The sequence below is a fragment of the Nocardioides mesophilus genome (genome assembly GCF_014395785.1).
GTDB classification, from domain to species: Bacteria; Actinomycetota; Actinomycetes; order Propionibacteriales; family Nocardioidaceae; genus Nocardioides_B; species Nocardioides_B mesophilus.
Genome location: NZ_CP060713.1, coordinates 4,121,001 through 4,147,781 on the forward strand (window position 1 = coordinate 4,121,001; position 26,781 = coordinate 4,147,781).

The 26,781-nt window shown below is 68.5% G+C and carries 25 protein-coding genes; 8 read left to right on the forward strand and 17 right to left on the reverse strand.

Annotated features, from left to right (window positions below; all coding sequences use genetic code 11):
* Positions 1–92 precede the first annotated feature (92 nt).
* From H9L09_RS19670 to H9L09_RS19690, 5 genes are all read right to left on the reverse strand, one after another.
* Entirely contained in the window at positions 93–974 is an 882-nt protein-coding gene (locus H9L09_RS19670; RefSeq protein ID WP_187578477.1) for an ABC-2 transporter permease, read from the reverse strand.
* The gene (locus H9L09_RS19675) at positions 971–1,870 is read right to left on the reverse strand and encodes an ABC transporter ATP-binding protein (protein ID WP_187578478.1); all 900 of its coding nucleotides are present in this window, start codon (positions 1,868–1,870) and stop codon (positions 971–973) included. The genes H9L09_RS19670 and H9L09_RS19675 overlap by 4 nt, the downstream gene beginning before the upstream one ends.
* Before the next feature lie 113 nt (positions 1,871–1,983).
* Entirely contained in the window at positions 1,984–4,224 is a 2,241-nt protein-coding gene (locus H9L09_RS19680; protein ID WP_187578479.1) for an MMPL family transporter, read from the reverse strand.
* Between the two features lie 253 nt (positions 4,225–4,477).
* The gene (locus H9L09_RS19685) at positions 4,478–4,759 is read right to left on the reverse strand and encodes a putative antibiotic biosynthesis monooxygenase (protein WP_187578480.1); all 282 of its coding nucleotides are present in this window, start codon (positions 4,757–4,759) and stop codon (positions 4,478–4,480) included.
* 124 nt (positions 4,760–4,883) lie between these two features.
* Positions 4,884–5,903 carry an NAD(P)/FAD-dependent oxidoreductase gene (locus H9L09_RS19690; protein ID WP_187578481.1) on the reverse strand — a complete coding sequence of 340 codons (1,020 nt, stop codon included), beginning with the start codon at positions 5,901–5,903 and terminating at the stop codon, positions 4,884–4,886.
* A gap of 79 nt (positions 5,904–5,982) precedes the next feature.
* Between H9L09_RS19690 and H9L09_RS19695 the strand changes: the two genes are divergently transcribed.
* From H9L09_RS19695 to H9L09_RS19720, 6 genes are all read left to right on the forward strand, one after another.
* A complete protein-coding gene (locus tag H9L09_RS19695; protein ID WP_187578482.1) occupies positions 5,983–6,579 on the forward strand; it encodes a helix-turn-helix domain-containing protein in 597 nt (198 codons plus the stop codon).
* Between the two features lie 72 nt (positions 6,580–6,651).
* Positions 6,652–9,378, forward strand: coding sequence for a winged helix-turn-helix domain-containing protein (locus tag H9L09_RS19700; RefSeq protein WP_246456124.1), 2,727 nt, complete (start codon positions 6,652–6,654; stop codon positions 9,376–9,378).
* 140 nt (positions 9,379–9,518) lie between these two features.
* Positions 9,519–9,758 (forward strand): hypothetical protein, encoded by a 240-nt coding sequence (locus H9L09_RS19705; RefSeq protein ID WP_187578484.1) that lies wholly within the window; start codon positions 9,519–9,521, stop codon positions 9,756–9,758.
* 61 nt (positions 9,759–9,819) lie between these two features.
* Positions 9,820–10,425, forward strand: coding sequence for a GNAT family N-acetyltransferase (locus tag H9L09_RS19710; RefSeq protein WP_187578485.1), 606 nt, complete (start codon positions 9,820–9,822; stop codon positions 10,423–10,425).
* Positions 10,426–10,473: 48 nt separating this feature from the next.
* On the forward strand, positions 10,474–10,905 hold the full coding sequence (locus H9L09_RS19715; RefSeq protein WP_187578486.1) for a hypothetical protein: 432 nt from the start codon (positions 10,474–10,476) through the stop codon (positions 10,903–10,905).
* Entirely contained in the window at positions 10,896–11,651 is a 756-nt protein-coding gene (locus H9L09_RS19720; RefSeq protein WP_187578487.1) for a DUF4386 domain-containing protein, read from the forward strand. Before H9L09_RS19715 ends, H9L09_RS19720 begins: the two co-directional genes overlap by 10 nt.
* 581 nt (positions 11,652–12,232) lie before the next feature.
* Here H9L09_RS19720 and cobS read toward each other — a convergent pair.
* From cobS to H9L09_RS19775, 11 genes are all read right to left on the reverse strand, one after another.
* Positions 12,233–12,982: an adenosylcobinamide-GDP ribazoletransferase gene (gene cobS, locus H9L09_RS19725; protein ID WP_281390784.1), complete on the reverse strand. Its 750-nt coding sequence runs from the start codon at positions 12,980–12,982 to the stop codon at positions 12,233–12,235.
* On the reverse strand, positions 12,983–14,059 hold the full coding sequence (cobT, locus tag H9L09_RS19730; RefSeq protein WP_187578489.1) for a nicotinate-nucleotide--dimethylbenzimidazole phosphoribosyltransferase: 1,077 nt from the start codon (positions 14,057–14,059) through the stop codon (positions 12,983–12,985). It abuts the gene before it with no gap.
* Complete coding sequence (gene cobU / locus H9L09_RS19735; protein WP_187578490.1) at positions 14,056–14,604, reverse strand: bifunctional adenosylcobinamide kinase/adenosylcobinamide-phosphate guanylyltransferase; 549 nt, start codon at positions 14,602–14,604, stop codon at positions 14,056–14,058. The genes cobT and cobU overlap by 4 nt, the downstream gene beginning before the upstream one ends.
* Positions 14,604–15,548, reverse strand: a complete 945-nt coding sequence (locus tag H9L09_RS19740) for a cobalamin biosynthesis protein CobD/CbiB (protein WP_187578491.1) — start codon at positions 15,546–15,548, stop codon at positions 14,604–14,606. Before H9L09_RS19740 ends, cobU begins: the two co-directional genes overlap by 1 nt.
* On the reverse strand, positions 15,545–16,135 hold the full coding sequence (locus H9L09_RS19745) for an adenosylcobinamide amidohydrolase (RefSeq protein ID WP_187578492.1): 591 nt from the start codon (positions 16,133–16,135) through the stop codon (positions 15,545–15,547). The genes H9L09_RS19740 and H9L09_RS19745 overlap by 4 nt, the downstream gene beginning before the upstream one ends.
* Before the next feature lie 47 nt (positions 16,136–16,182).
* A complete protein-coding gene (locus H9L09_RS19750; RefSeq protein WP_187578493.1) occupies positions 16,183–17,625 on the reverse strand; it encodes a cobyric acid synthase in 1,443 nt (480 codons plus the stop codon).
* Positions 17,622–18,197, reverse strand: coding sequence for a cob(I)yrinic acid a,c-diamide adenosyltransferase (cobO, locus tag H9L09_RS19755; RefSeq protein WP_187578494.1), 576 nt, complete (start codon positions 18,195–18,197; stop codon positions 17,622–17,624). The genes H9L09_RS19750 and cobO overlap by 4 nt, the downstream gene beginning before the upstream one ends.
* A complete protein-coding gene (locus tag H9L09_RS19760; protein WP_187578495.1) occupies positions 18,194–18,961 on the reverse strand; it encodes an ABC transporter ATP-binding protein in 768 nt (255 codons plus the stop codon). The genes cobO and H9L09_RS19760 overlap by 4 nt, the downstream gene beginning before the upstream one ends.
* Positions 18,958–20,064 (reverse strand): FecCD family ABC transporter permease, encoded by a 1,107-nt coding sequence (locus H9L09_RS19765; RefSeq protein WP_187578496.1) that lies wholly within the window; start codon positions 20,062–20,064, stop codon positions 18,958–18,960. Before H9L09_RS19765 ends, H9L09_RS19760 begins: the two co-directional genes overlap by 4 nt.
* A gap of 4 nt (positions 20,065–20,068) precedes the next feature.
* Entirely contained in the window at positions 20,069–21,007 is a 939-nt protein-coding gene (locus tag H9L09_RS19770; RefSeq protein WP_223164126.1) for an ABC transporter substrate-binding protein, read from the reverse strand.
* Between the two features lie 210 nt (positions 21,008–21,217).
* Positions 21,218–22,135 (reverse strand): aminotransferase class I/II-fold pyridoxal phosphate-dependent enzyme, encoded by a 918-nt coding sequence (locus tag H9L09_RS19775; protein ID WP_187578497.1) that lies wholly within the window; start codon positions 22,133–22,135, stop codon positions 21,218–21,220.
* 370 nt (positions 22,136–22,505) lie between these two features.
* Between H9L09_RS19775 and H9L09_RS22855 the strand changes: the two genes are divergently transcribed.
* On the forward strand, positions 22,506–22,910 hold the full coding sequence (locus tag H9L09_RS22855; RefSeq protein WP_187578498.1) for a histidine phosphatase family protein: 405 nt from the start codon (positions 22,506–22,508) through the stop codon (positions 22,908–22,910).
* A 338-nt stretch (positions 22,911–23,248) separates the two neighbouring features.
* Here H9L09_RS22855 and H9L09_RS19785 read toward each other — a convergent pair whose 3' ends face one another.
* A complete protein-coding gene (locus H9L09_RS19785; RefSeq protein WP_187578499.1) occupies positions 23,249–24,451 on the reverse strand; it encodes an IS481 family transposase in 1,203 nt (400 codons plus the stop codon).
* Positions 24,452–25,936: 1,485 nt separating this feature from the next.
* Between H9L09_RS19785 and H9L09_RS19790 the strand changes: the two genes are divergently transcribed.
* Positions 25,937–26,662, forward strand: a complete 726-nt coding sequence (locus H9L09_RS19790) for a DinB family protein (protein WP_187578500.1) — start codon at positions 25,937–25,939, stop codon at positions 26,660–26,662.
* Positions 26,663–26,781 lie beyond the last annotated feature (119 nt).

Genomic DNA, 26,781 nt, shown 5'->3' on the forward strand with positions numbered 1-26,781 from the left:
GCCGCCCGGATTCCCCGCGACGTCTCATCGGGTCCGGGGCGCTGCGTGGGAAAGATCCGTGACCGGGAGTTGTGGCGGCAGCTGATCACCGGTCACTTCACCTCGGAACGAAGCAGCGTCCACATGCCGATGAGCAACGGGAGCACCAGCCAGATGGCCCCGGCCGACGCGAGCTGCTGCCACTGTTCGGCGTCGAACCCACCGCCTTGCAGCACGGTGGTCTGGTGGTCGAGATCGATCCACGGACGGACGTCGGCGAACCACGCCTTGCTGACGGCGAGCAGCCCGAGGATGGGCGGGATGACGAAGGAGTAGACGAAGAACGCCACGATGGCGCCAGCGGAATTGCGGATGAGGATGCCGAAGGCGAATCCCGCCATGAGCGTCAAGGCGATGGACAGCAGCCAGTACGGACCCGCGGTGATCACGTCCTGGTCCCAGACAGCCGGATGACCCGAGATCCCTGAGGCCACGACGTTGCCGAGCGCGCCCATGGCGAGGGCCAGGGCGGTTGCCGGGATCGCGACGACCAGCACGCCGACGGCCTTGCCGAGCATGACCCGACCGCGGTCAGGCACGACGGTGAACGTTGTCAGGCCGCTGCGTTGGCTCCACTCGGCCGTCACCGCGAGCGCTGCGATGATCGGCAGCACGATCCCCATGGGCACGGCGATCGCGGTGGTGAAGTTGCTGTAGGTGAACTCCTCGGGCGGGGAGAACGCGATCACCGCGGCGGTCGTGAGCACGGCCAGGCCTACGACGCTCACCAGCAGCCAGCGCCCGGCCCGGGTGTCGAAGGACTTGCGGAGCTCGACGGTGACGATGCGGTGCAGCGGAATCCTGACCCGGCGCGCATGCCGCTCGCGCGCAGTGACTGGCGCAGCGTCGGCGGGAGTGGCTTCGGGCAGGCTCTGGACGGCCGCCGCGGCGGTGTTGATCCGGGTGTCGATGCCGGGGAAAGCGTGCGTGTTCATGCTGCTGCTCCTTCGCGTTGGGTGTCGGCTGTCAGCTCGAGGAACATCTCCTCCAGCCCGGCCGTCTCGGCGGGTCGAAGCTCGATCAGGGCGATGCCGGCACCCGCGGCGAGCTGTCCGACGGCTTCGGGGTCGGCGGTGGTCCTGACGACGTCCGGTGACGTGCTGGTCGCATCGATGCCAGCGTCCGACAGGATCCTGGTGAGTGCTGCGGCGTGTCGGGTCCGAACGTGGGTTCCCGCGGTCGCGAGCAGGTCGGCCTTGGTGCCGCGGGCGACCACGTGTCCGTTGCCGATGACGACCAGGTCGTCGGCGATGACCTCGATCTCGTGCAGCAGGTGTGAGGAGAGCAGCACCGTGGCTCCGCGGTCTGCGTAGCCGCGTAGCAGGTCGCGCATCCAACGGATCCCTGCGGGGTCGAGACCGTTGGCCGGCTCGTCGAGGATCAGCACGGCGGGATCGCCCAGGAGGGCGTGGGCGATGCCGAGTCGTTGCCGCATACCGAGGGAGTAGTCGCGGACGCGACGGCGGGCCTCGGACGGGGTGAGGCCGACGAGGTCGAGGAGCTCGTCGACTCTGGCGCTCGGGAGTCCCACCATCTGTTGGCTGACCTTGAGGATCTCGCGGCCGGTCCGGCCGGCGTGCTGCGCGGAGGCGTCGAGGAGCACGCCGACCTCAAGAGCCGGATTCGGCAGCGCGGTGAAGGGCCGGCCAAAGACGTGAGCGGTCCCCGTGGTCGGTGGGGTGAGGCCGGTGAGGATGCGGAGCGTCGTGGACTTCCCGGCGCCATTCGGGCCAAGGAACCCGGTGACGCGTCCGGGGGCCGCGGTGAAGGTGACGTCGTTGACAGCGGTGAAGCCGCCGTAGGTCTTGGTGACCGAATCGATCGTGATCATCTGGTGCTCCTGATCAGTGGTGGGTTGGAATGGGCCTGCGCCCGAGGCGTGTGTCGGTTTGCGCCCACCCGCCGGCTCGGTGCCTTCGTGGAGCCGGCGGGCGGCTGTTGCGGTCAGCGATCGATGAGCTCCTCGGGCTCCGGGGCAGTGGCGGCCATGACGCGAGGCGCACTTGCGTAAGCTGGCGGACCAGGCGTGCCTGCGGGGTTCGCGGTGGCGCCTGCGGTCGGTCCCTCGCCGGCGGCGTCCTCGACGTCAAGGTGGGGCAGAGCCCGGTCGAGCCAGGTGGGCAACCACCAGTTGGCCTTGCCCAGCAGCGTCATGGTGGCGGGCACGAGAACCATCCTCACCAAGGTGGCGTCGACAAGGATGGCGGTGGCCAGGCCCAGTCCGAGCATCTTCAGCGACGGAACGGGACTGGAGACGAAGCTCAGGAACACCGCGATCATGATCAGCGCTGCCGAGGTGACGACGCGGCCGGTGCCGGCGAGTCCGCGGGCGACGGATTCGGTGTTATCCCCGGTGCGGAGGTACTCCTCGCGGACCCTGGAGAGCAGGAACACCTCATAGTCCATGGAGAGCCCAAACAGGATCGGGAACATGATCACGATGATCAGTGAGGTGGGTGGTGTCGCCCCCTGAAGGCCCAAGAGGGTGACGCCCCAGCCCCACTGGAAGACCGCGACGAGGACGCCGTACGCGGCGCCGATCGACAGCAGGTTCATGACCGCTGCCTTGACCGGGACGGCGATGGACCGGAACACCATCATCAGCAGGAGAAACGAGACGGCGATGACCGCGCCGATGAACAGCGGCAGCGTTCGGGCGAGCTGCGCGTTGAGGTCGTCGGTGGTCGCGGTGATTCCAGTGACGTAGACGTTGGCCGGAATGACGTCGCGGACCTTCTCGATCGTCCTCGAGGTGGCCGGGTCGGCCGGGCCGGTCGTCGGATCGGCGGTGAAGACCACCGTGTCCTGCTCGGCCGAGACTTGGGCCGGACCGACGGAGGCGATTCCGGGCACGGCCGCGATCTGGTCTGCGAGCGCCGGGATGCCCGCTTGGTCCACGCCGTCGGTGCGGCCGAGGTCGGCGACCACGGTCAGTGGTGCGTTGACACCGACGCCGAACCCTTCGGTGAGCAGGTCGTAGGCCTGCCGGTGCGTGGTCTCCTTCGGCGCGTCGCCGGCGGCGGGGAACGCGGTCTGCATGGCGATCGAGGGCGCGGCGAGGGTGACCAGCGCGATCACGGCACCGGCGAGGTAGGGCCAGGGGCGGGCGGCTACACGGTGCCCGAAGCGCCACCAGACAGTCTGCTCCACCGGCTTGACGGGCCGGCGCCGGCGGACCATCCGGCCCTTGTCGATGCGGTCGCCGAGCAAGCTGAGCAGGGCCGGCAGCAGGGTGACGGCCGCGGCGACGGCGAAGGTGACCATGATCGCGGTCGCCAGACCGATCGAGGTGAGCACGCCGACGCCCGTGATGGCCAGGGCCGTGGTGGCGATGACCACGGTGCCGCCGGCGAAGACCACGGCCGCGCCGGAGGAGCTCATGGCCGCGGCCAGCGCCGTGCGATTGTTCTGGCTGGCGCGGCGGTTCTCTCGGTACCGGGCGACGACGAACAAGGCGTAGTCAACACCGACGCCGAGACCGACAAGCCCGGCGACAGGGATGGCAGAGACCGACACGGTCATGGAGGCGGCGAGCAACGTGATGGCGCCGATGGCGCCGCCCACCGAGACCAGCGAGAGCCCAATCGGCAGGATCGCCGAGACCAGGGTGCCGAACACGACCAGCAGCACCAGCAAGGCGACCAGGAGACCGACACCAACGTGGCCGGAGCTGTCGTCCTCGGAGTTGAGGAAGACGGCGTCGCCGCCGAGTTCGACGCGTAAGTGTTCATCTTCCATGCTGGACACCGCGTTGGAGAGCACGCTGAATGCCGGCTTGCCCATCTGCCGTTCGGGCACATCCAGCGTCAGCTGCGCGTAACCGATGCGCCCGTCTTTGGAGATCGTGCCTGCCTGGTAGGGGTCGGTGACCGAGGCGACATGCTCGAGGCCGGCCACGTCGCTGAGGACACTGGCGACCGAGGCCCGGTTCTGGACGAGCGTGGTGCCGTCCTGGGCTTGGAAGACGACCAGTGCGGTGCCCTTCGCGGCTTGGGGGAAGTTCGCGCTGAGCAGATGCGTGGCCCGAGAGCTCTGGCTGCCGGGGGCGGCGAAGTCGTCCGCGAAGGTGCCACCAGCGCTGGCAGCGATGGCGAAGACGGCGGCGATGGCGAAGATCCAGCTGGCGACGGTACGCCACGGGTGCCGAGCGGCGGCCAGGGCGACGGCGCGGGTGAAGCGGTTCATGACGGTGCCTTTCGCGGGAGTGGTCCCTCACGCCCCGAGTGGTCCTGTGGCGGTACGCGGAGGGCGGCTCATGAACCGGGAAGTTAGGCAGCGATGTGGTGACTGGTCGTCACCACACGTTGTGACCAAGGTGGTGACTCTTCCCGGCCACTTGGGGCTGTGCGCGGCCGGCGCGGCCGGGTGCACGGCCGAGCGCCCTCGCCTCCTGTGCGGGAGTCGAGGGCGTCGGCCGGCCGGGCGGAGCCTGCGGGGGTCAGGCGGTCGCGCGGCGAGTAAGGAGGCGAGCTCGTAGGCGGTGCAGCCGCGGCATCAGGCCGTAGATCACGATCGGCACGGCAACGGTGGCAAGCACGAAGGTGCGCGCGATCACGTTGAGGTCCTTCACCCAGGGGCCGATCGCCAGGTTGAGCACGACCAGAGTGGGGAAGACGGCCAGCCAGATCATCAGTGCCAGCTGGTGCTTATTGGGCGGGCCGACGCGCTTTGCTCCGGTGCCCGAGAGGGTGGACGGGTTGGTCGGGTTGGCGGGGGACATGGAGGTTCTCCTTCGGTGGGCCGCGAGAGGTACTCGGGCGCTGTGGGCTGTTCTGGGGTCCGGTCCGCTGGGCAAGGGGGCGCCCCGGGCGGTTCACGCTGGTTCGGTTGGCGGTCGGGGCTCTTCAGACCGGGAGGCCGAGCCTGAAGTTGCTGACCGCAATCGGGATGTCTTCCTCGACCAGGTCGTTGTTGATGGCGATCGCGGCCGCGGACCCTTCCCCGGCGGCGGTGATGACCTGGGCGCGTGGGTTGACGGCGTTGCCGGCCGCCCACGCTCCCGGAACCGAGGTGGCGCCGGTGGCGTCGACGGCGACCCAGCCGCTGTCGCGCGTGGCGCAGCCGAGGTCGGTCAGGAGGCCGGCGTTGGGCATAAACTGCGGCCGGACGAACACCGCGGCCCGAGGTACGACCTGGCCGTCGCCGACCTCGACGCCGACCAGCCGGTCGTCCTCAACGACCAGGCGGATCACGGGCGCGTCCACGACGCCGATGCCGCGCGCGACCAGTTCTTCGCCCTGGTCCGCGGTCAGGGTGACGCCGTTGGTGAAGAGCACGACGTCCTTCGACCACTGGCGGATCAGGTGGGCATGGGCGACCGTCTCGGGGGTGCTGCCGAGGACACCGAGGGGCTGGTCGCCGACCTCGTGTCCGTGGCAGTACGGGCAGTGGAGCAGGTCCCGTCCCCACCGCTCGCGCACCCCGGGGACGTCGGGGATGTCGTCGCGCAGGCCGGTTGTGACCAGCACTCGCCGGGCACTCAGGGTCGGGCCGTCGGCCAGGCGCAGTAGGAACCGGCGGCGGCTGCCGGGGCGGGTGCCGCAGGTGGTGATGTCGTTCACCGTGCCGGCGATGAGGTCGACGCCGTAGCGGGTCACCTCGGCCCGGCCTCGCGCGAGGAGTTCGGAGGGCGGGAGACCGTCGGAGCCGAGGAACCCCTGCATGTGCTGGGCGGGCGCGTTGCGCGGCTGGCCGGCGTCGACGACCGCGACCCGTCGGCGGGCGCGACCCAGGACGAGCGCTGCTGATAGCCCGGCCGCGCCGCCACCAACCACGACCACGTCGTAGTCGCCGTCGTGGTCGCTGGCGTGGGTAGCGTCATGCTGGCCGATCTGGGTGGTGTCTGGGGTCGTCTGCTCGTCCATGCCCGCAAGAGTCGCCCCGCTGGTCGTCAGTCAACAACTGTTGTTGCCGTTCCCGGGAATCGCGCGGTCCAATGGCCCCATGGCACACGACTCCGACACCGTTTCCGCCACCCTCGCGCTGGTTGGTCCGCGGCTGCGGCGGGTCCGCGAGCAGCGCGGGTTGACGCTCACCCATGCCGCGGCCCGCACCGGCATCTCGAAGAGCACCCTGTCGCGTCTGGAAAACGGCCAGCGACGTCCCAGCCTGGAGTTGCTGCTGCCGCTGGCGCAGGCGTACCGGGTCCCGATCGACGACCTCGTCGGGGCCCCGGAGGTCGGCGACCCGCGAATCCGTCTCAAGCCGCGCCGGGTCAACGGTCGGACCGTGCTGCCGCTAACCCGGCCGGGGGGGATCCAGGCCTGGAAGATCGTCATCCCGTCCGCGCAGTCCGACCCGCAGCCCCGCAGCCACGACGGGTTCGAGTGGCTCTACGTCCTCTCGGGCCGCATGCGCCTGGTCCTCGGCGAGCGGGACATGGTCCTCGGTGTCGGGGAGGCCGCCGAGTTCGACACCCAAGTAGTGCACTGGTTCGGCAGCACCGGCGAGGAGCCCGCGGAGGTCCTGAGCATCTTCGGCCGGCCCGGCGAACGGATGCGCCTGCACGCGAAGCACGACATAGTTGAACCCGTGCACTAGGGAGGGGCCGCCGGAATGAGCGATGCGTTGGTGGCCACCAAGTTGCTCCCGCCTCTGTTGCGTCACGACCGCGTGCCGCGTCCGCGCCTGGCCGGCCCGCTGGCACGTGCATCCGATGCTGCCCTCACCGTGGTCTCCGCGCCGGCGGGTTTCGGGAAGACCTCGCTGGTGGCCACCTGGGTCGCCGACTCGGGTCACGCGAGCGCGTGGGTGTCATTGGATGAGCGCGACCGACAGCCCGCGGCGTTCTGGTCCTACGTCCTTAGCGCCCTCGAGCGAGCGGTGGCCGGTTCGGCGGCGGCGGCTCTGACGCTGTGGCAGTCGGGACGGGCCCCGGTCGAGAGGGTGCTCGGCGGGGTGGTGAACGAGCTCAGCGTTCATGACGGCGACGTGGTCCTGGTCCTCGATGACTACCATCTCGCCGATGGTCCCGACGTGGCGGCCGGCATGAGCTTCCTCGTCGACCACCTGCCCCCGCAGCTGCACCTGGTCATCAGCACGCGCGCCGACCCCGGTCTGCCGCTGCCCCGGCTTCGCGCCCGCGGTGAGCTTGTCGAGATCCGTGCCGCGGAGCTGAGGTTCGACCTCGACGAGGTGGCTGCCTACTTCAACGACCTCAACGGCCTCGGGCTGCCCGATGAGGCGGTGGTCGCGCTGGAGGCACGCACCGAGGGCTGGGTCGCCGCGCTCCAGCTCGCCGCCCTCTCGCTGCGCGACCGCACTGACGCCTCGGCATTCGTCGCCGAGTTCACCGGAGACGACCGGTACGTCGTGGACTACCTCGTCGAGGAGGTACTTGACCGGCAACCCGAGCCGGTCCGCCGATTCCTACTCGACACCTCCATTCTCAGACGCCTCACCGCGCCGCTGTGCGACGCCGTCCAGGACGGCACAGACCGGCAGCCGGTCGAGACCAACGGCACAAAGCGTGCGGGTGGCAGCCGCGCCATGCTCGACCTGCTGGACCGGCGCAACCTGTTCCTCATCCCCCTCGATGACAACCGGCGCTGGTACCGCTACCACCACCTGTTCGCCGACGTCCTGCACGCCCACCTCACCCTCGAACGACCCGAGGAGATCGCCGAGCTGCACCGCCGGGCGAGCCGTTGGTACGCCGACAACGGCGACGTGGAAGAGGCAGTCCGCCACGCCCTGAGCGCCGGCGACACCGACACCGCCGCCGACCTGGTCGAGCACGCACTGCCGGAGCTGCGTCGGCAGCGGCGTGAGCAGCTCCTGCGCCGCTGGGCCGACGAGATCCCCGGACAGGCCCTCCGCAACCGCCCGGTCCTCGCGATCGGGTTGGTGGGCGGACTGATGGCCAGCAACGACTTCGACGACGTCGAGCGACGCCTCGAGCAGGTTGAAGACATGCTGGCCGGGCCGCCGTCCGAGCTGGTGACCGCCGACCCGGCCGCGCTCGCGCGGGTTCCCGCGGAGACCGAGATGTATCGGGCCGCGCTGTCGCTAGTCAGGGGTGACCCGGTCGCCACCATCGCGCGCGCGGAGCGTGCCGCGGCTGCCGCACCGGAGGGCGACGACCTCACTCGCGCCTCCACAGCGGCACTCAGAGGCCTGGCGTCCTGGGCATCCGGCGACATCGTCGCCGCCCACACCGCCTACCTGGGAGCAACCGCAGCCCTCACCCGCGAGGGCTACATCGCCGACGCCCTCGGCTCCACCCTCGCCATCGCCGACATGGAACTCGCGCTCGGACGCCTCCATGATGCCGACCGCACCCTCCAGGACGGCCTGAAGCTCGCCGACCGGCACCGGCCCGACGGCGGATCGCCCATGCGCGGCACCTCGGACATGCTGGTCGCGCAGGCCCGCGCGGCCTGGCACCGCGACGACCTGGCCGCGGCGGCCGACCTGCTGCGCCGGGCCGACGACCTCGGAGAGTCCGCCGGACTGCCCCAGAACCCGTACCGGTGGCGGGTCGCGATGGCTCGCCTGCGGGCCGCCCAACGGGACTGGGCGACCGCACTCGAGCTCCTCGATGAGGCCGAACGGGTCTACGTCGGTGACTTCTCGCCACCGGTGCACCCCATCCATGCCAGCCGTGCCCGAGTCCTGATCGCCCGTGGCGACCTTACCGGAGCCCTTGAATGGGCGCGCCGCTACAACGTCCACGACGATGACGACCTCACCTACCTGCGCGAGTACGAGCACGTCACCCTCGCCCGGCTGATGCTCGCCCAGCACCGGGTCACGGACTCACCAGTCGAACTCCAGAACGCCACCGCGCTGCTCGACCGGCTGCTCGCCGCCGCCGAGGCCGGCAACCGTGCCGGCACCGTCATCGAGGTCGAGGTCCTGCGCGCCGCAGCCCACCACACGGCCGGCGACAACCAGGCGGGACGTCGGGCGCTCGAGCATGCCGTCGACCTCGCCGAACCCCAAGGCTGGACCCGCTTCCTCATCGACGCAGCGCCCGCGCTCGCTGACCTCGTCAGCGGACTCGCCGCCCAACGGCCCGGATCCGAGTACCTCCACGCGCTATTGACCAGCTCGCGTGAGACGCCATCACCATCGAACACGGCGGCACCGCCGGCACCGGAACCGGCGCCAACGCCCCAACCGCTCCTCGACCCGCTCAGCGACCGCGAGCTCGACGTACTCCGCCTGCTCGGATCAGACCTCGACGGCCCGGCCATCGCCCGAGAGATGATCGTCTCCCTGAACACAGTGCGCACCCACACCAAACGGATCTACACCAAGCTCGGCGTGAACAACCGCCGTGCGGCAGTGAGCCGCGCGCACCAGCTCGGACTCCTCGCACGGACGCGCCGCCGCTGACAACCACCCCGTCAGCGGTCACTCCAGACGCGCGAGCGCTGCAGATCACCACGCAGGTCACCACTTGATGTGACGACCAGTCACCACACGCGCTCCTAGCGTTTCGGCAACGAGACGCCACGAACATCAGGAGCAGCAGCGTGAACACTGCAGACGAACCGGCTTGGTACGAAATCCGGTTCCAAGGCCACCTCGACCCCAAGTGGGCCGCGTGGTTCGACGGTTTCAGCCTCGAGCCCCAGGCCGACGGCATCACCGTGCTCCGCGGGCGTGTCGTCGATCAGGCTGCGCTGCACGGGCTCCTCGGCCGTCTACGAGACCTCGGGCTACCTCTCCTCGACGTCGTCCGCGACCCCGGCGCCGGGAGCTCGGGCCGATGAACCACCTACATCTCGACGCCTCGCCTTCCCCCCGCCACGCCGACCGGTCAGGAGAGCGCCCATGACCCGCCTGGACGACACCACCGCCATCCCACACGTGCTCGACACAATCCTGAGCACCGAGCGCCTGCGACTTCGACCCGCCACCGCCGAGGACACCGACGCGACCTGGACCTTCCGGCGACTCGAGACCGTCAACGAGTGGCTCACCGGCTGCCCGACCGATCTCGACGGCTACCGTGCCCTCTTCAACGAGCCCGGCCGACTCGCCACCACGGTCATCGTCGAGCTGTCCGATGGCACCATCATCGGAGACTTCATGCTCCGCCGCGAAGACGCCTGGGCCCAGCTCGAGGTCGCAGAACAAGCGGTCGGCGCACAGGCCGAACTGGGTTGGGTCCTCGACCCCACGTACAGCGGACGCGGCTACGCCACCGAAGCCGTACACGCGATGCTCCACCACTGCTTCACCGACCTCGGCGTCCGCCGAGTCGTCGCCAACTGCTTCCTCGGCAACGACGCCTCCTGGCGCCTCATGGAACGCGTCGGCATGCGTCGCGAGACCCACGCGGTCCGGGAATCCCTGCACCGATCGGGCCAATGGCTGGACACGGTGGCCTACGCACTCCTCGCCGAGGAGTGGGTCCACAAGAACGCTCGCAGGTAAGCCTCGCCACTCAACAGACCAATCGCACAACCAATAGAAGGAGGAACGATGGCCACCACCGTCGAAACCCCACGCACTAGCACCCCCTCGCTCTCGCTGACCCGCCTGCATGTCATGCGCGGCGGCTACTTGTTCATGGGCCTCGGTCTCGTCCTGGTCAAGTGGCCGAAGCTGCCAGACGCGCACACCATGCCGGTGTACGAAGCAGTGACGCTCTGCCTGCTGACCGCCATGTCACTGCTGGCGTTCCTCGGCCTGCGCTACCCCGTCAAGCTGCTGCCGATCCTTCTGTTCGAGACTGCGTGGAAGGTGCTGTGGTTCGGGATCGTCGCGCTTCCGCAGACGCTTGACGGTGGACTCAACAGCGGAACATCCGACATGGTGGCCAGAAACGCGCTCGTCGTCGTCATCATCGCGGTTATCCCATGGCGCTACGTGTGGACCACGTTCGTGCGTGCCGAGGGGGACCCATGGCGGTGAAGTCGCCCATCCACCCACGCGGTCCGTGGGGCCGGCCCGCCGCGCGCATCACCCGGGCTCGGCTCGTGGAGCCCGCTCGATATGCACGGATCGGTGGTGCGCTGTACCTCGTCATCATCGTTGCCGGCATCGTCGGTCCGCTGCTGACCCGGGAGCGGCTCGTCGTGCCGGGCAATGCGACTGCCACCGCAGACAACATCGCAGCATCACCCGAGCTGTGGCGAATCGGCATCGCGGTCGACGTAGTGATGCAACTCTGTGACCTGCCGGTGATGTTGATCCTGTTCCTGCTGCTCGCGCCGGTCAACAAGAACGTCGCCCTACTCGCGCTGCTCTTCAACATCATTCAAACAGCGACCCTGGTGGCGAACCAGCAGAGCCTGATCGCCGCGCAACTCGCATCGCCCGAGCACCCCGGGCTGACCGATATCGCGATCGACGCGTACTCGTATGGCGAGGCGCTCGGACTGGCCTTCTTCGGCTTCACGCTGTTAGGGGTCGGGTACCTGATCCGGCACTCCGGCTACCTGCCGTGGATCCTCGGCCTGCTGGCGCAGATCGCTGGCGTCGGCTACGTCGTCAACAGCTTCATACTGCTTGTTGCTCCCGATGCTCCGGAGCTGGCGAGCATCGCGCTCCTCGTTCCGGCTTTCGTTGCGGAACTATCGCTCGCGCTGTGGCTGCTCATCAAAGGCGTCGACGCATCCCGGCTTGAAATGCAGCTTCGCAGCGTTCAGGTGACATGAGGATCTCTTGGTAAGACCTTCGGCCCCAAAGCGCAGTCCAGTTGAGGAAGGCCAGAATCAGACGCCAGGCGCGTCACACCGCGACTGCGCTGGCCAAGTGCGCTGGTGCGGGAGGCCCGGTCCTGGCCGGACTCGATCGGGGTCCACTTTGTGTCCAGATTGAGTCGCCCCCGGTCCGCGCCAAACGGGTACTCTGAGACTGGCAGCGAGGGTGAATCCCTCACCACACCGAGGGAATCCGTAGTTTTCGGCCCGGCTCCGTAGTTGTCGCAGGTGGCCCGATCTCGTCCAGAGGGTTCGGGTTCAATTCCCGGCGCGAATGGTCCGCCCTCGACTGGTGAGCACCTATGGGGAGCGCCTCACCGGACGGGTCTTGCGGGACGCCGTAGGGATGCCGGGTCCATGACCTGGGCGGTCGCCGCAGGAGGTTGGGGTTCCGCTCGCCCGAGGCGCTGATCGCCCTGGTCATGCTGACCTCGGCGGCCATCGGCCGTCCTATCGGGCCGGAACTGACCCCCATGGATACGTCAGGGGAGCCAGTTTTCTGCAAGCCGGAGCCCCCATTCGGCAGGCTTTTGCAGTTATGCGAGTACGGCGACCCCAGCCAACAACATGATCAACAGGGTCAGCTCTGCACAAGCGCCGAGTACGTCGCCGGTCACGCCACCGATCCGGCGGTGCGCCAGCAGTCCGATGGCCAGAGTGGTCAGCACAGCGACGAGTGCCATCAGCAGTGCCACCCAAGGATGGACCCGGACCGCCGCAGCCAACGCCACAATGACGAGGGCGAGCCCGGTCATCATCTGCCTCGTGCCCAGTCTCTGGACCACGCCCCGGCCTGTCCCCTCCACCCGGGCGTAGGGGAGCAACCGCGCCAGTGGCAGCATCGCGCCGCGAGAGGCGGCGTACACGCCGATCAAGAGAAGCAGCATCTCCTCGGGCGGAAGCGCGTGGAGCAGGGTTGACAGGGCAGCAACCTTCAGCAGCAGGTGCAGCACCAGGGTCGACGCGGCATAGACACCGATGGAGTGGTCCTTCATGATCTGCAGCCGGTGCTCGCGGTCACGGCCCGCCAGCCCGTCGGCGCAGTCAGCCAACCCGTCCAGGTGCAGGGCACCGGTGAGCGCCACCTCGGTCGCAACGGCCAAGGTGGCAGCGATCAGCACCGGCCAGAGTTCCCCGGATCCGACGGCGACGCCCGCCACGATGGCCCCGATCGCGGCCCCGACAACGGGATAGAGCGCGGCGGCACGTGCGGGGTCGACGCTGCCTGCCGAAGCGGGGATCGGCACCCGGGTGAGCAGCATCGTGGCCGCGGCCAGGGTCCGCACTCACGCCACCGGGCTGGTCTCGGCCGGGCCGAGGCTGGCGAACGTCGCCATCTCGGTGAGTACCGCGATAGCTGAGCGGACCAGGTTGATCGCCAGTGCAGCGCCGCTGCCCTCGCCCAGCCGCATCTCCAGGTCGAGCAGCGGACGCAGCCCGAGCGCGGCGAGCTGCAGAGCGTGCCCGGGCTCGGGGGACAGGTGCGCGGCGATCATGGCATCGGTGCTCGCAGGGGCGAGTCGAGCAGCCACCAGCGCAGCGGCTCCCGTGATGAATCCGTCGACGAGCACGGGGATCCGCCGCTCCGCGGCCCCGAGTACGACGCCAGCAAGTGCCGCCACCTCAAGTCCACCGATCGAGGCAAGAGTGGCCAGCGGGTCATTGGACACCCCGGATGTCGCATGTCGCGCCAAAATCTGGTCGACCACCGAGACCTTGTGGGCCACCTGCACGTCGTCTAGCCCGGTGCCACGGCCACAGGTCGCTGCAGCATCGCAGCCGAGGAGTGCAGCCGTCAGGGCGCTGGCAGTGGTGGTGTTGCCGATGCCCATCTCGCCCAGCGCAATCAGGTCGACACCGTCGTCGATGAGCTCGTGGGCGATGCCGATGCCGTGCTCCAGTGCCAAAGTCGCCTCGGCAACGGTCATCGCAGGCTCGAGGGCGCTGTCCGCCGTACCCGGACGGACGCTGCGGTCCAGCAGGCTGGGCACCGCCGGCGGGTCGATCACGCCAAGGTCGGCCACCACAAGCCGTGCGCCGGCGGCGCGGGAAAGCACCGCCACGGCGGCACCTCCACTGCCGAAGGCGGTGAGCATCAGCCCGGTGACTGCTTGTGGGAACGCGCTCACCCCTTGGCTGGCGACACCGTGATCGGCGGCACAGACCACCACGGCCGGGGTCGGTTCGGGCAGGTCGACGCGGCCGCGCAGGGAGGCGATCCGGGTTGCGATGTCCTCCAGGTGGCCCAGGCTGCCCAGTGGTTTGACCTTGTCGGCCATGGCGGCCATGGCCTCCTGCAAGGTCTGGGCCGAAGCGGGCCGGATCGCTTCGATGGTGCTCTTCAATATCGTCAGGTCAGTCATCGGTTCTCCTTGGTGGTGAGGTCGAGGTTGTGGTCACCGAGGGTTAGAGCGCGCCCGGCGACCATGAACTGGGCGAGCGCTGCATGGCGGGAGAAGGTGGCGTTGACCCGGCCGAGCCGATCGCGGTAGTCGCGGCCGAGGGGATGCATCGGCACCAGCCCCATGCCGACCTCGTTGCTGACCACGATCCAGTCCGCAACGCTGGCAGCGCACGCAGTGGCAGCAAGTTCGGCTGCTGCTTCGATCTGCTCGGCAGAATCGCCGCGTTCGAGCATGTTGGAGACCCACAGCGAGAGGCAGTCGATGATGCCGGCGGATTTCGCCCCGAGCCCGGCGATCGCCAGTTCGAGGTCGAGGGGTGCCTCGATGGTCGCCCAGTCGGCTGGTCGCTCGGCCCGGTGCAGCCGGATACGGTCCGCCATCTCTGCGTCGCGAGCTTGGGCGGTCGCGACGAAGGTGACGTCGCGGCCGCTCGCTTCCGCCATCAGTACGGCGCGGGCCGACTTGCCGCTGCGGGCTCCGCCGGTCAGGAAGGTCAATGCCATCAGGTGGATCTCCTCGTGTCTGGAACTCGGATCAAGACTCGGCCGAGTCGGTGGTCTGCCCACCAGAGCAGCACCAGCGTTCCGATCAGTGCCCACTCGGTCCTGCTGGTCAGGTCACGCGCCCCAGCGATGTCGACTGCCTCAGGGCGTGGGCCGTCACCGAGTCGTGGCCGGTCCTCGTGGCGTTCGCCGTACTGCAGTGGACCGCCGAGCTCGCGACAGAGCGCGGCTGCGACCGCAGTTTCAGCCACTCCGGAATTGGGGGAGGGGTGCAGGTGGGCATCGCGTCGTACCGATGCACGCACAGCCCTCGCCCGGGCCGGCGCGGCAGTCATGACCAGCAGAGCGAAGAGCCTGGCCGGGACCCAGTTGGCGCCGTCGTCGAGCCGGGCTGCGGCCCAGCCGAAGTTCTCGTAGCGGTCGTTGCGGTGACCGACCATGGCGTCCATGGTGTTGATCGCCCGGTGCACCATCACCCCAGGTGCACCGACGATCAGCCCCCAGAATGCGGGGGCGACCACTGCGTCCACGGAGTTCTCCGCCAGGGACTCGACCACGGCAGCAGCGATCCCCGACGCGTCGAGATGGCTCGGGTCGCGGCCGACCAGCGAAGGCAGGGCGACGCGGGCGACTGCCAGATCACCAGTGAGCAACGGCGTCTCGATCAGACTTGCCGCCCGGCGCAGCTCGCGGCCAGCAGCGCAGATGGCAACTGCCAGGGTCGTGGACCGGATCGCCCCGCCAGCCAACCCGCCAATCGCAACACCGGCGAGCGCATGGCGCACCCCGGCGGAGCGGTCGTCGGCGTACCCGATGGCCTCCACCTTCTGCATCGCGATCCCGAACCAGCCCACCGGGTGCCAGCGATCCGGCGGCTCCGGCAAGGCCTTCTGCAGGAGCAACCCACCAGCGACGCCGAGCGCGCGACGCCCCAGCCGGCTCATCGAGCACGTCCCGGATGAGCAGCCAACCCCTGTTGTACGGCGGCATGCGTGGCCATTGCCAACCGGTGACCCCATCTGGAGCGCACACCTCCGAATCGTTGCGCCGGGCCGGCGATGGAGCAGAGCAGAGTAATCGCGTCGCTCGCTGTCCCCGTGCCAGGCACCTGCGCCTCCAGCAGTGCTTGAGTCTTGGCCTCGGTCATGGCGAGCAATGCCTGCACCATCGCGGCAGGCTCCAGAGCGACCGGCACGAGCGCGATCAGGTTGATCGTGCCCGGCCAGAGGGCATGCCCGGCTTCGGGATCGGCGGCCCAGGTCGGCTTGGTGACCCCGACGGTCGCGCTCACCGATGCCCCCTCGAAGCACGCATGCTCCGCCCGGGTCACATCGACGGCGGTGAACATGGCGATGCCGGGCCCAGACAGGCTTCGTCCGGCCGCGATCTTCGCCGCGTGCTCGTCGAGGTCGATCCGCGAGTAGTCGTGCGGCACGCCGATGTTGAGCAGCCAGGCAGGCGTGCTGAAGCCGCCGCCGACCGAGGCCGACGACAATGCCCGCACCGGATCTTCGAATTGCCAGACCAGCACGTGTCGGTGATCGGGTCCGGGCGACAAGATGCTGGCGCAGTACGTCATCAGGCCCAGCCCGGTGCATCGGAAATCGGAAGAGCCGATGTCGCGATCTCGTCCAGGGCGTCCAGGTCGAGGTGCTCGCCGAGCCACGTCGCCAGGTGGTCGAGGTGTGCATCCACAGCCGCGTGGTAGGGCACTGGCGAGGGCTCATAGCGCCGTCCTCGCGATCGCGCCACCTCGCCCACGAAGGAGTGCCGAAAGGCATCGTCGTCGAAGAGCCCGTGCACGCTGGTCCCGTAAGCCGAACCTCGATGGCTGCCCTCGAACGCGAGGTCCCACGGCTCTCCGGTCACCGGCCGACCCCACCGGATCTCATAACCGGAGCCGGTCTGGCGCACGATCTTCGGCGTGGCGAACGTCGTCTCCACACCCAGCAGGCCCAAACCGGCCACCCGCCCCGCCCCGGACTCGATCGGATCATCGACCCAGCGCCCGAGCATCTGATAGCCGGCGCAGATCCCGAGCACCACCGCATCGGTGCCGGCCACGGCGTCGGCCAGGCCACGCTCGCGGACCCAGGCCAGGTCAGCAACCGTGGTGCGACTGCCCGGCAGGATCACCAGGTCCGCATCCTCGAGGTCGTCGGGGTGGGTGGCCCAGCGCAGGCTCACCGACGGCTCCATCACCAGCGGGTCGAAGTCGGACGGGTTCGCCAGGTGCGGCAGCCGCACGACCGCCACCCGCACCGGCGAGGGCGAGCTGACCGGCCGCGCGGTCGCCGCCAGGTCGAGGCTGTCCTCCAAGCCCAGCATCGGATGATGCCCCAGATGCGGAAGCACGCCGAGCACCGGCACCCCGGTGCGATCGGTCAACTCCGCATGGCCGGACTCGAGCAGGGAGGGATCCCCCCGGAACTGGTTGAACACGAACCCGCGCACCGGGCGACGCAGGTGATCTGGCAGTAGCGCCCAGGTTCCGTACGCCGAGGCGAAGGCACCGCCGCGGTCGATGTCGACCACCACGATCGCGGGCATGCCGGCCGCGGCGGCGAGTGGCAGATTGACCAGGTCGCGGTCCAGCAGGTTGATCTCCGCTGCTCCACCAGCGCCCTCCGCGACCACCCATTCATGTTCCTTGCGCAGCGACGTGAACGCATCGAGGACCACACCACGCAGACCGCACGCGACGTGCCCGTAACCGACCGCGTCGGTGACCGAGACCTCGTCACCGAGCACCACGAGGTGGCTGGTTTGCGCGGCTGACGGCTTGAGCAGGATCGGGTTCATCCGGCGGTCCGGTGCCACCCGTGCCGCCAGCGCCTGCATCGCCTGGGCGCGGCCGATCTCGCCGCCGTCGGCAGTGACCGCGGCATGGTTGGACATGTTCTGGGCCTTGAACGGCACCACGTCACGGCCAGCGTCGGACCAGATCCGGCACAGGGCGGAGGCGACGGTGGACTTGCCGGCACCACTGGTGGCACCACAGACCAGCAGGGCGCCACTCAATAGTCGATGCCCTTGCGTGCCCGGATGCCTTGTTCGAAGGCATGCTTGACCTTCACCATCTCTGTGACGGTGTCCGCGACGTCGATGACGGGCTGCGGCATCTCCCGTCCGGTGAGGAAGACGCTGGTGTCCTCGGGCCGGTCGCGGAGGGTCGCGGCGACGTCGTCGGCGTCGATCCAGCCCCAATTCATCGGATAGCTGACCTCGTCGAGCAGGATCATTTTGTGCTCGCCACGGTTGATCAGGTCCTTGGCGAACGCCCAGGCCGCCACCGCCTTCGCCTGGCTCTCGTCGAGGTCGCTGGACTCCCAGCTGAAGCCGTCGCCGGCGCTGAACCAGTCCACGCCGATCTGACGGCTGATCTGTTCCTCGCCGGTGTTCCAGTTGCCGCTCTTGATGAACTGCACCACCGCGGTCGGCCATCCCCGGGCCACCGAACGCAACACGGTGCCGAACGCTGCGGTCGACTTGCCCTTGCCGTGTCCGGTGTTCACCAGCACCAGCGACGGCGCCGAACGCAGCTCGCGCTTGTCGTAAGGACGTTCGGTACGCGGCTCTGCGTGATCACTCATGGGTTGTTCCTTCCGGTTGTGGCAGTGCGGCGGGGGAGAACCACCAGTTCCCCATCGAGTTGGTGCACATCGAGTGGTGTGCGATAGACCCGACTCAGTACGTCGGGCTCCAGCACCTGCGTTGGATTGCCCACAGCCTCGGTCGATCCGGCTGCGAGCAGTTGCAGCCGATCGGCGTACCGGGCGGCGGATCCGAGATCGTGCATGGCGGCGATTACGCTGATGCCGTCTTGCCGGCGTAGCTCGTCGACCACGCTCAGCACCTCTGCCTGGTGGCCGAGGTCCAGGGCGCTGGTGGGTTCGTCGAGCAGCAGGATCTGGGTCTGCTGGGCAAGGGCGCGGGCCACCACTGCACGCTGGGCCTCGCCGCCAGAGAGGGAGGTGACGGGGCGGTCGGCGAACTCCTCCAGCCGCAGCCTGCCGATCACCTCGGCGGCGATCCGGCGGTCTCGCCGGGTCTCGCCGCGCAGCCAGCCCAGGTGGGCGGTGCGACCGAGCAGGACGTATTCGACAACCGACATGCCCTCGGGCAGCAGCGGTGTCTGCGGCATCAGCGCGATCTGGGTGGCCCGGGAGCCGGAGCCGATCACGAGGCTGCCGGTGTGTCTCAGCACTCCGGCGAGTGCCTTGAGCAGGGTCGACTTGCCAGCGCCATTGGGCCCGATCACGCCGAGCCACTCGCCGGCCTCCAGATGAAGGTCGATACCGCGCAGCACCTCGGCGCGGCGAAGTCGGACGCCCAGCCCGGTGGCTTGAAGCCTCATCGGGGTGCACCGCGTCGCCACAGCACGAACGCGAAGAAGGGAGCACCAACGAACGCAGTGATCACGCCCACCGGCAACTCAGCCGGCGCGACCAGGGTGCGTGCACCGACGTCGACGCTGGCGAGGAAGGCGCCACCGAGCACGCCCGCCAGAGGCAGGATCACCCGATAGCTGTGACTGGTCAGCATGCGCACCACGTGCGGCACCACCAGCCCGACGAAAGCGATCAGGCCGCTGACCGACACCGCGGCGGCTGTCATCAAGGTCGCCGCGATGATCACGATCAACCGGGTGCGGGCCGGCTTGAGGCCGAGCGCCTTTGCTTCGTCGTCTCCGAGACGAAGCACATCGAGGTGCCGGGCGTAGGCCAGCAGCACCACTCCGGAGAGTCCGACGTAGGGGAGCAGCAACAAGACCTGGTCCCAGCCGTGGGTGGTGAGTTGCCCGAACAGCCAGCTCAGCGCCTCTCGCGCCCTGGTCTCATCGAGTTGCTGCAACGCATAGGTCTGGGCTGCCGAGAACAGCGCCGCCATCGCCACGCCGGAGAGCAGCAGGGTGGCGGCCGAGGAAAACGAGCCGCGGGCGATCAGCGCCGACCCGCTCACTGCCAACAGCGCGCCCGCGAACGCTGCTGCAGGGACCGCGCTGAAGGGCCCGAAACTCAAGTCCAGGTCGAAGCCCAGAGCGAGCACTGCGCCGAGTCCTGCCCCCGCCGAGACGCCCAGCAGGTAGGGGTCAGCGAGCGGGTTGCGGAAAACCCCTTGGTACGCCGCCCCGGCCATTCCGAGGGCCGCTCCGACCAACATGCTCAGCGCCGTACGGGGCAGCCGGATCGACCACAGGATCGCCTCCTGGGACGTGGTCAAGCCGGAGTCGACCCTGACTCCGGGCAACGCGTCGAGCAGCGCCGACACCACCCCGGACACCGGCAGTCCGGCGGCGCCCCGGGTGGCGCTGACCAGGCCCGCGATCACGAGCATGGTCAGCGCGACCAGCAGCGCACGCAGCGACAACCGGTAGGCACGGTCAGCCGCACGGACGACCGCGAGGGGTGCCTCCTGGTCCGGTGAGTATGCGGGTGCCGCAGTGGTGTCGGTCAGCATGTGCTCAGCCGGCCGGTGTCTTCACCGAGGCCATCGCGTCGGCGATCGATTCGATCAGCTGCGGCAGCCGGGGTCCCCAACGCGAGGAGATGTCGGCATCGACGGTGACGACGTTGCCGTTCTTGACCGCGCTGACGTTCTCCCAGCCGGGTCGGCTCGCTACGTCGTCGGCGGTATAGCTGACCTGGTCAGTGATCACGATCAGCTCGGGATCGGCGGCGATGATCGCCTCTTCGGTCAGCTGCGGGTAGCCACTCTTCTGCTTGTCGGCCGCGTCGGCGATGTTAGTCGCACCGAGCGAGTCGTACACCGAACCGATAAAGCTGCTCGAGCTGGCGGCATAGTGCTTTTCGTCGAGCTCGTGGTAGACCCGCAGGCCTTCTTGGGGAGCTGCATCCAGCGCCTTCTCGATTTCTGCCCGCATGTCGGCGACCACCTTCGCGGTCTTATCGACGTGGCCGGTGGCCAGGCCGAGCGCGGCGATGCCGTCGTAGCCCTCATCGATGGTGGCCGGAGCCGGGTTGACGATGGTCGGTATGTCGAGTTTGGCCAGTGCCCCGACGATGCCGTTGGTGTCGTTGGCGATCACGACGAGGTCGGGCGAGTAGCCAGCGATCGCCTCGACATTCGGGTCGTACGCCGACAGTTCGGTGGTCGGTGCCTGTTGGGGGTAGGTCGAGTATTCGTCGGCAGCGATCACCTGATCTCCCGCGCCGATCGCAAAGAGGATCTCGGTGGCCGAGGGGGAGAGGGAGACGATGCGCTCAGGCTGCTGGTCGAGGGTGACCTCGCCGTTGACGGCATCGATGGTCACGGGATAGTCAGCCGATGAGGCAGTCGGCTTGGGGTCCTCGGACGAACTGGTGTCGCCGTCGCCACAGCCGGCGAGGGTGAGCGAGGCGGCCAAGGCCAGGGCGATGGGCAGATTTCGAATCTGTTTCAACTTTCCTCCTGATAGATCGAGGAGGAAGCGATCGCACGACGCATTGCCGGACGAAACCCACCCCTGTCCTCGAGGGCGATGCGGTTCTCGTCGTGAAGGTCGACCGGACTTGTCCACCAGGTTGTGGTGGCTTGACCGTTGCGGGACAGTGCCGGACTCTCACCGGACTTCGTCTTCAGGACGCCTGCCGAGGGTAGACCCAGCGAAGCTTCAGAGCACCGTGGGGTCCAGGGTGCGGACGAGTGCCCGATCGAGTCGGGCCAGTTGATCCGGATGCGGTACGGCGATGCGCGCGACACCGGGCATGCCGAAACTGGTGCAGTCACGGACCAGGGCTCCGTGTGGGGCAAGGGCTTCACGCAGTCCCGGCCGGTCGACCAGCACCCAGGGGGCGGCGGCGTTGGTCACCTCGAGGTCGTAGCCACGCAGCAGCGCCACCAGATTCTCTCGTGCTTCGCTGATCTGCGCCGACCACTTGGGGAGGTCTGCGGACTCGAGCAGGTCCGGCAGCACCGCCAGCGATAGCGCACTGGTCGACCAGTGCGGCTGGTGGCGATGGACCCGGGCCAGATCGTCCGGGTCTTCGACGAGCACGTAGCCGAGCCGCAGCCCCGGGCAGGCAAACGTCTTGGTGAGGGAACCGACCACCAAGCCCCTGCGCCCTGCACTCCAGTGGCCGGTGGCCAGCGCATGGAACGCCTCGTCCCAGATGTCGGCGTGCTCCTCGGGGCCGGCCAGGCGCCCGGTAGGGCTGTGCGGGTTGCTGCGCCACACGGGTCCGTTGTCACCCCGAGGGTGCAGCGCGAACTCCGGTTCGGTGAGCACCTGCCCGCCGTACTCGGCGATGAGCAGTGCGATCGCCTCGCTGCCGCCGTTGGTCACCAGCAGCCGCGTTGGATCCACCTCCAGCGCCTGGGCCAGGAGCCGAGTCGCGGGCCGGTCGTCGGGGTAGTGGCCGAGCGTGTCCAGGTGCCGGGTGACCAGCGCGGACACGTCAGCGGCGAACGGATTCAGGTTTTGCGAGAGGTCCAGCAGATCGGCCGGATCGAGCCCCAGCGCGCGGGCCACTGCCGGCCCGTCACCGCCGTGCGCGCCTGCGGCGGGCAGGGCTTGGGTGGACTCGGGCACCCGCCGAGCCTACTGACACGTACTCACCGGTCCGCATCGCCTGAACTGTCGGTACGCATCAGTAGGCGAGGTAGCCCTATCTGGTCAACAACTCGAGACCGTCGATCAGGACGTTCCTGCGCGAGCGGACCACTATGACCCGGAAGCTCGCGCCGGGCGCAGTCCAGACCTGGGGACACCGGGAAGTGGCCCACAGCGGTTCCCGGCGCTGGCCGAGCAGAGGTTGACCCGCTTGATCTTGATATTCCTACACTTCGACAACGTCGCTGGCCCGGCGACTCGGGCAGCGCCGAGCGAGGCGCCGCCGTCCGCCAAGCACGCCGCGTCCTGTGCCACGAATGATCCGAAACGTACGGGGAGAATCAATGCCGTGACCCACCCGGTCTACCTCGTCCGCCACGGCCAGTCGGAGTGGAACGTCCTGCGGTTGACCCAAGGACAGACCTCCCACCCGCGGCTGACGTCCATCGGGCGCGAGCAAGCCGAACGAGCCGCATCGCTGATCGGCCAGGATCTGGCCGGCCGGCCGGTCGCCCATGTCCCAGCGACCTGGTGCGCGCCGTCGAGACCGCCAAGGTCGTGGGCAAGGCGCTCCGGGGACCGGTGGCGCTCGAGGTCCGCCGGGTTGGGTGGGACGACAGGCAGCCAGTCCTCCGCCCGATCCGGCACGCTTGGCGCGGGTCGGGGGTCGCCCACGGTCGCCTGGGCCGTGCCCGCCGGCTGGCGAAGTCGTTCGGGAACATCACGACCTCCGCGACTGGTTGGCTGCTCGTGACCTGTGTGGCCACGGTGCTGCGGCAGCTGTCTCGCCAACCGGACACAGCAGCCGACTGGGCAGGCGCGATCGTCGCAACCGAGCTCAAGACGCTCGTCCTTTACTGGTCGAAAACCCCGTCAGAAACGGGCCAAAGGCGGCTGATGCCCGCAAGACCCAGCAAGACGCAGGGCATTGTGTTCGCAGGTCAGCGCGGGTTTTCGCAAGTGGGGACAGACACCGACCGCCTGCGTGCTCAAGGTCAAGGGGTCGCAGGTTCAAATCCTGTCAGCCCGACCGATGTGATCTCTCAAGAGATCGGCGACACCCGGACCCACGATTCGTGGGTCCGGGTTTCGTCATTTTCGGGTGGGTCCTTTGGGTGCTCCGGTGGCTTGGTAGTTCTTGGTGGGGTCGATGGTGAGCTCGCGGAGGAGTTCGCCGGTGACGGCGTTGACGATCCGGACGTGGAGGTCTTGGACGAGCAGGATCACGTGGGTTCGGGCTTGGGTTCGGCCGATGCCGATGTGGTGGAGCGTGCCGTTGACGCGCAGGGTGACGCAGCCGGAGTCGTCGATGCGGTCGTGGCGGATCCGGTCGTGGGTGTCGGTGTCGCGGCTGGGACCGGGTAGCGCTTTGGGGAGTGAGTTGTAGATCGTGGCGGGGGTGGCTCGCTGCGGCAGGGAGCGGTGGGGTCGGCGGTGGTTGTACTCGTCGCTGAACTGGTCCAGGAGCCTCTGGAGCTCGGCGATGGTGGCGGGTTGGGCGGGCTGGCCGCGGAGCCATTTCTTCATGGTCTGTTGGAACCGCTCGACTTTGCCGCAGGTGGTGGGGTGGTTGGGGCGGGAGTTCTTCTGGGCGATGTGGAGCCCTCGGAGCTCGGCTTCGAGTGAGTTGCGTCCGCCGCGGCCGCCGGCGAAGCGGGTGGTGTAGACCATGCCGTTGTCGGTGAGGGTGGAGGCGGGGATCCCGTGTGCGGTCAGGGTGTTGCGGAAGGTGGCCAGGACGATCGGCCCGGTGATGCGGGGGTGGGCGCTGATGTGCAGGGCGTAGCGGGAGCAGTCGTCGAGCCAGCTGATGATCTCGACATCGCGGCCGGGTTGGCCGGTGGCGGGGGTGAGTCGGTAGTGGGTGAAGTCCGATTGCCAGGTCTCGTTCGGCATGGCTGCCTGGAACCGGATGTAGGAGGCCTTGGGACGCTTCTTCGGCTCGGGGACCACCAGCCCGGCGCGGGTGAGGTAGCGGCTGATCGTGGCCAGAGACACGGTCACCTGGTGGTGCTGGGCCAGGTGCCAGGCGATGGTGTCCGGTCCGGCGTCCAGGCCGGCGGCGGACAGCTTCTCGCGCAGCTCGATGATCAGGTCGACGGTCGCTCGGGGTAGTGCGGTGGGGTTGGTCTTCGGTCGGCGGGACCGGGGCTCGAACGCGGCCTCGCCTTCGGCCTCGTAGCGGGCCTTGAGCTTGTAGACCCAGGCCCGGCTCACGCCGTATCGGGTGGCGACCTCCGCCGGTCTCTGGTGGTCAACGAACAGGGCGGTCAGGACCAGGCGCGCCTTCGACATGGCTGAGCATCGCCACGAGACAGGTGTCGCCGATGTCTTGAGAGATGTGTCGCCGATGTCCTGATGGAACACACTGTCAGCCCGACCGATGAACCGCAGGCCAGAGGCCGTCTCCGCTGTCGGCGGAGACGGCCTCTGTCTGCGTCTCGGACTAACGTTCGGCGCTTGCACGCCCTGCCAAGGACCGCGCCAGTACCTCGACAGTCACGTCGACGGCACCGGCAGCGTCGGAACCGCAAGCGGTTGTCAGCGGGTGACGGTGTGGACAAGGCCAAGACCGTGCTCGGCAAGACCGCCCACATCTGGAACATCTACACCGAGGGGTGCTGGAACCGGTCGCAGAACAAGACCTGCAACGCCAAGACCGACGGTGGCTCGCTGCTGATCCTGCTGCTCGGCGTCGCCCTGTCGTCGGCACGACCGAGCTTCACTCTCCACGGCCGAATCGTGCGCTTCTGGAGGACAGCAACCTGCGCGCGTTGCTTAGCGCTCAGGTGCGTAGCGTCCGAATGCCCAAGGCGATTGCTACCAACAGAGCGCCGATGGACAGGGCCCCAAGCCACACCCAACTCGGGATCGAGTCGACGGGGCCCCAGGCCATCAGTGCACCGAGGACCATGAGTGCCAGTCCTCCTCGCAACGCGCCGATGGGTGCGAACTTTGCCTCCGGAGATGCCATGCCGCCGACCATAACCGACGACAGATGCGGGCGAACGTGGCCCACTTCCAAGGCACAAGTGGGACGTCGTCTGACCGTTGCTGCCTTCGAAGTCGCTTACCGTCGGCTCATGAACCAAGGGCCTCGCACGTTCCTGGGAAACTCCGTCAACGCTGAGCCTCAGCTGCTACGTGTCGGCGAACTGCCCCGACCTGACTTGTCGAAGCCACTGACCGTGGCTGCGGTGCAACTCGATGTTTCTGCCGAGCGCCTGCTTGAGGACGCGGTGGTCGACCGCACGGAAGCCAAACGGTTGAGATAGTCGGTGCACTCCTGTGGGTATGACCACGAGCACCGCCCGACTCACCCACAGTGATGTCCGGTGGGTGGTGGCGGCGATCGCTGTGGCGCTCCTTGGGACCGGACTTTGGGCGGCCGGGCACCTGCACCACATTCACGATGAGTCATGGCAGTGGTGGTGGACGCCGACAGCCACGCCGCTGAAGCTCCGTTACGAGGGGCGCGACTGCGAGCGTGGTGGAACGCACGAGCGACTGAGACCCGGGCAGATCGTGGTAGGTCGAACCGCTGGCGGCGGCGTCATCTACGACGTGCCGGTGAAAGACCCATACGCGTCCACGCTCCCGCAAGTGCGCGACGGGCGACGGGTCGTCGGCTACGAACTAGTGGGCGGCCCCTGACGCCGCTCCCCGAACAGGGCGGGAGGTTCCCCGCGCAATATCCTCCGCCTCGCTCATCGCCAGGACTGCCACACCTGCCGCGGCAGATCCGGGCGTTGCATGTCCGATGCGGCCTAACCTGTCGGCATGCGACGCTTCGAAGACGAGGACCTCACCGGCGCAGAGTTCCGCGAATGCGACCTGAGTGGAGCGCGGATGGTCGGCGTGGTCATGCAGGACGCCGAGATCGACGGCCTGGTCACCAATCTCGTGGTCAACGGGGTCGAGGTGATGCCGTACGTCGAGGCGGAGCTCGACCGCCGCCACCCGGTACGGCTGCTGATCCGCTCCGATGCGCCGGCCGACCTGCGAGAGGCCTGGCGGCAACTGCGGAACGATTGGGCGACGACCACCGAGCGAGTCCGGTCCATGCCCGAGAACAGCGAGAATCACGGCGTCGACGGCGAGTGGTCGATGGTCGAAACGCTGCGCCACCTTGTCTTCGTGCACGACTCTTGGTTCCGACGCTGCGTGCTCGGGCTCACAGAACCGTTCACGGCCATCGGACTCGGTCCACCGTTCATCATGGACCAGGAGGAGAACGGGCTCGACCCGTCCGCCCAACCAGGACTCGACGAGGTGCTCGCCGTGCGCGTCCGGCAGGCTTCGGAGATCGAGAGATGGCTGGCGGAGGTCACGCCTGATCAGCTCGCGCAGACCGCGCCGGTTCCCGACGATGACAGATGGCCCTCGTACGCCAAGGGGCGGACAGTGCGGCAATGCCTCCGGACCGTGCTCAACGAGGAATGGGCTCACCACGGCTTCTGCAAACGCGACCTGGACAAGTTGTCGCGCCGGGACTACGCGCGCTGACGCGCACCCTGTTCGAGGCACGTGAGCGCGTTCAGTGCACAGCGCAATCGAACCGCTGCAGTGTCCGCGCACGTTGCCGGCCGTGAGGGAGGTGCATCCCGGATGCTGACTGGGCTTGA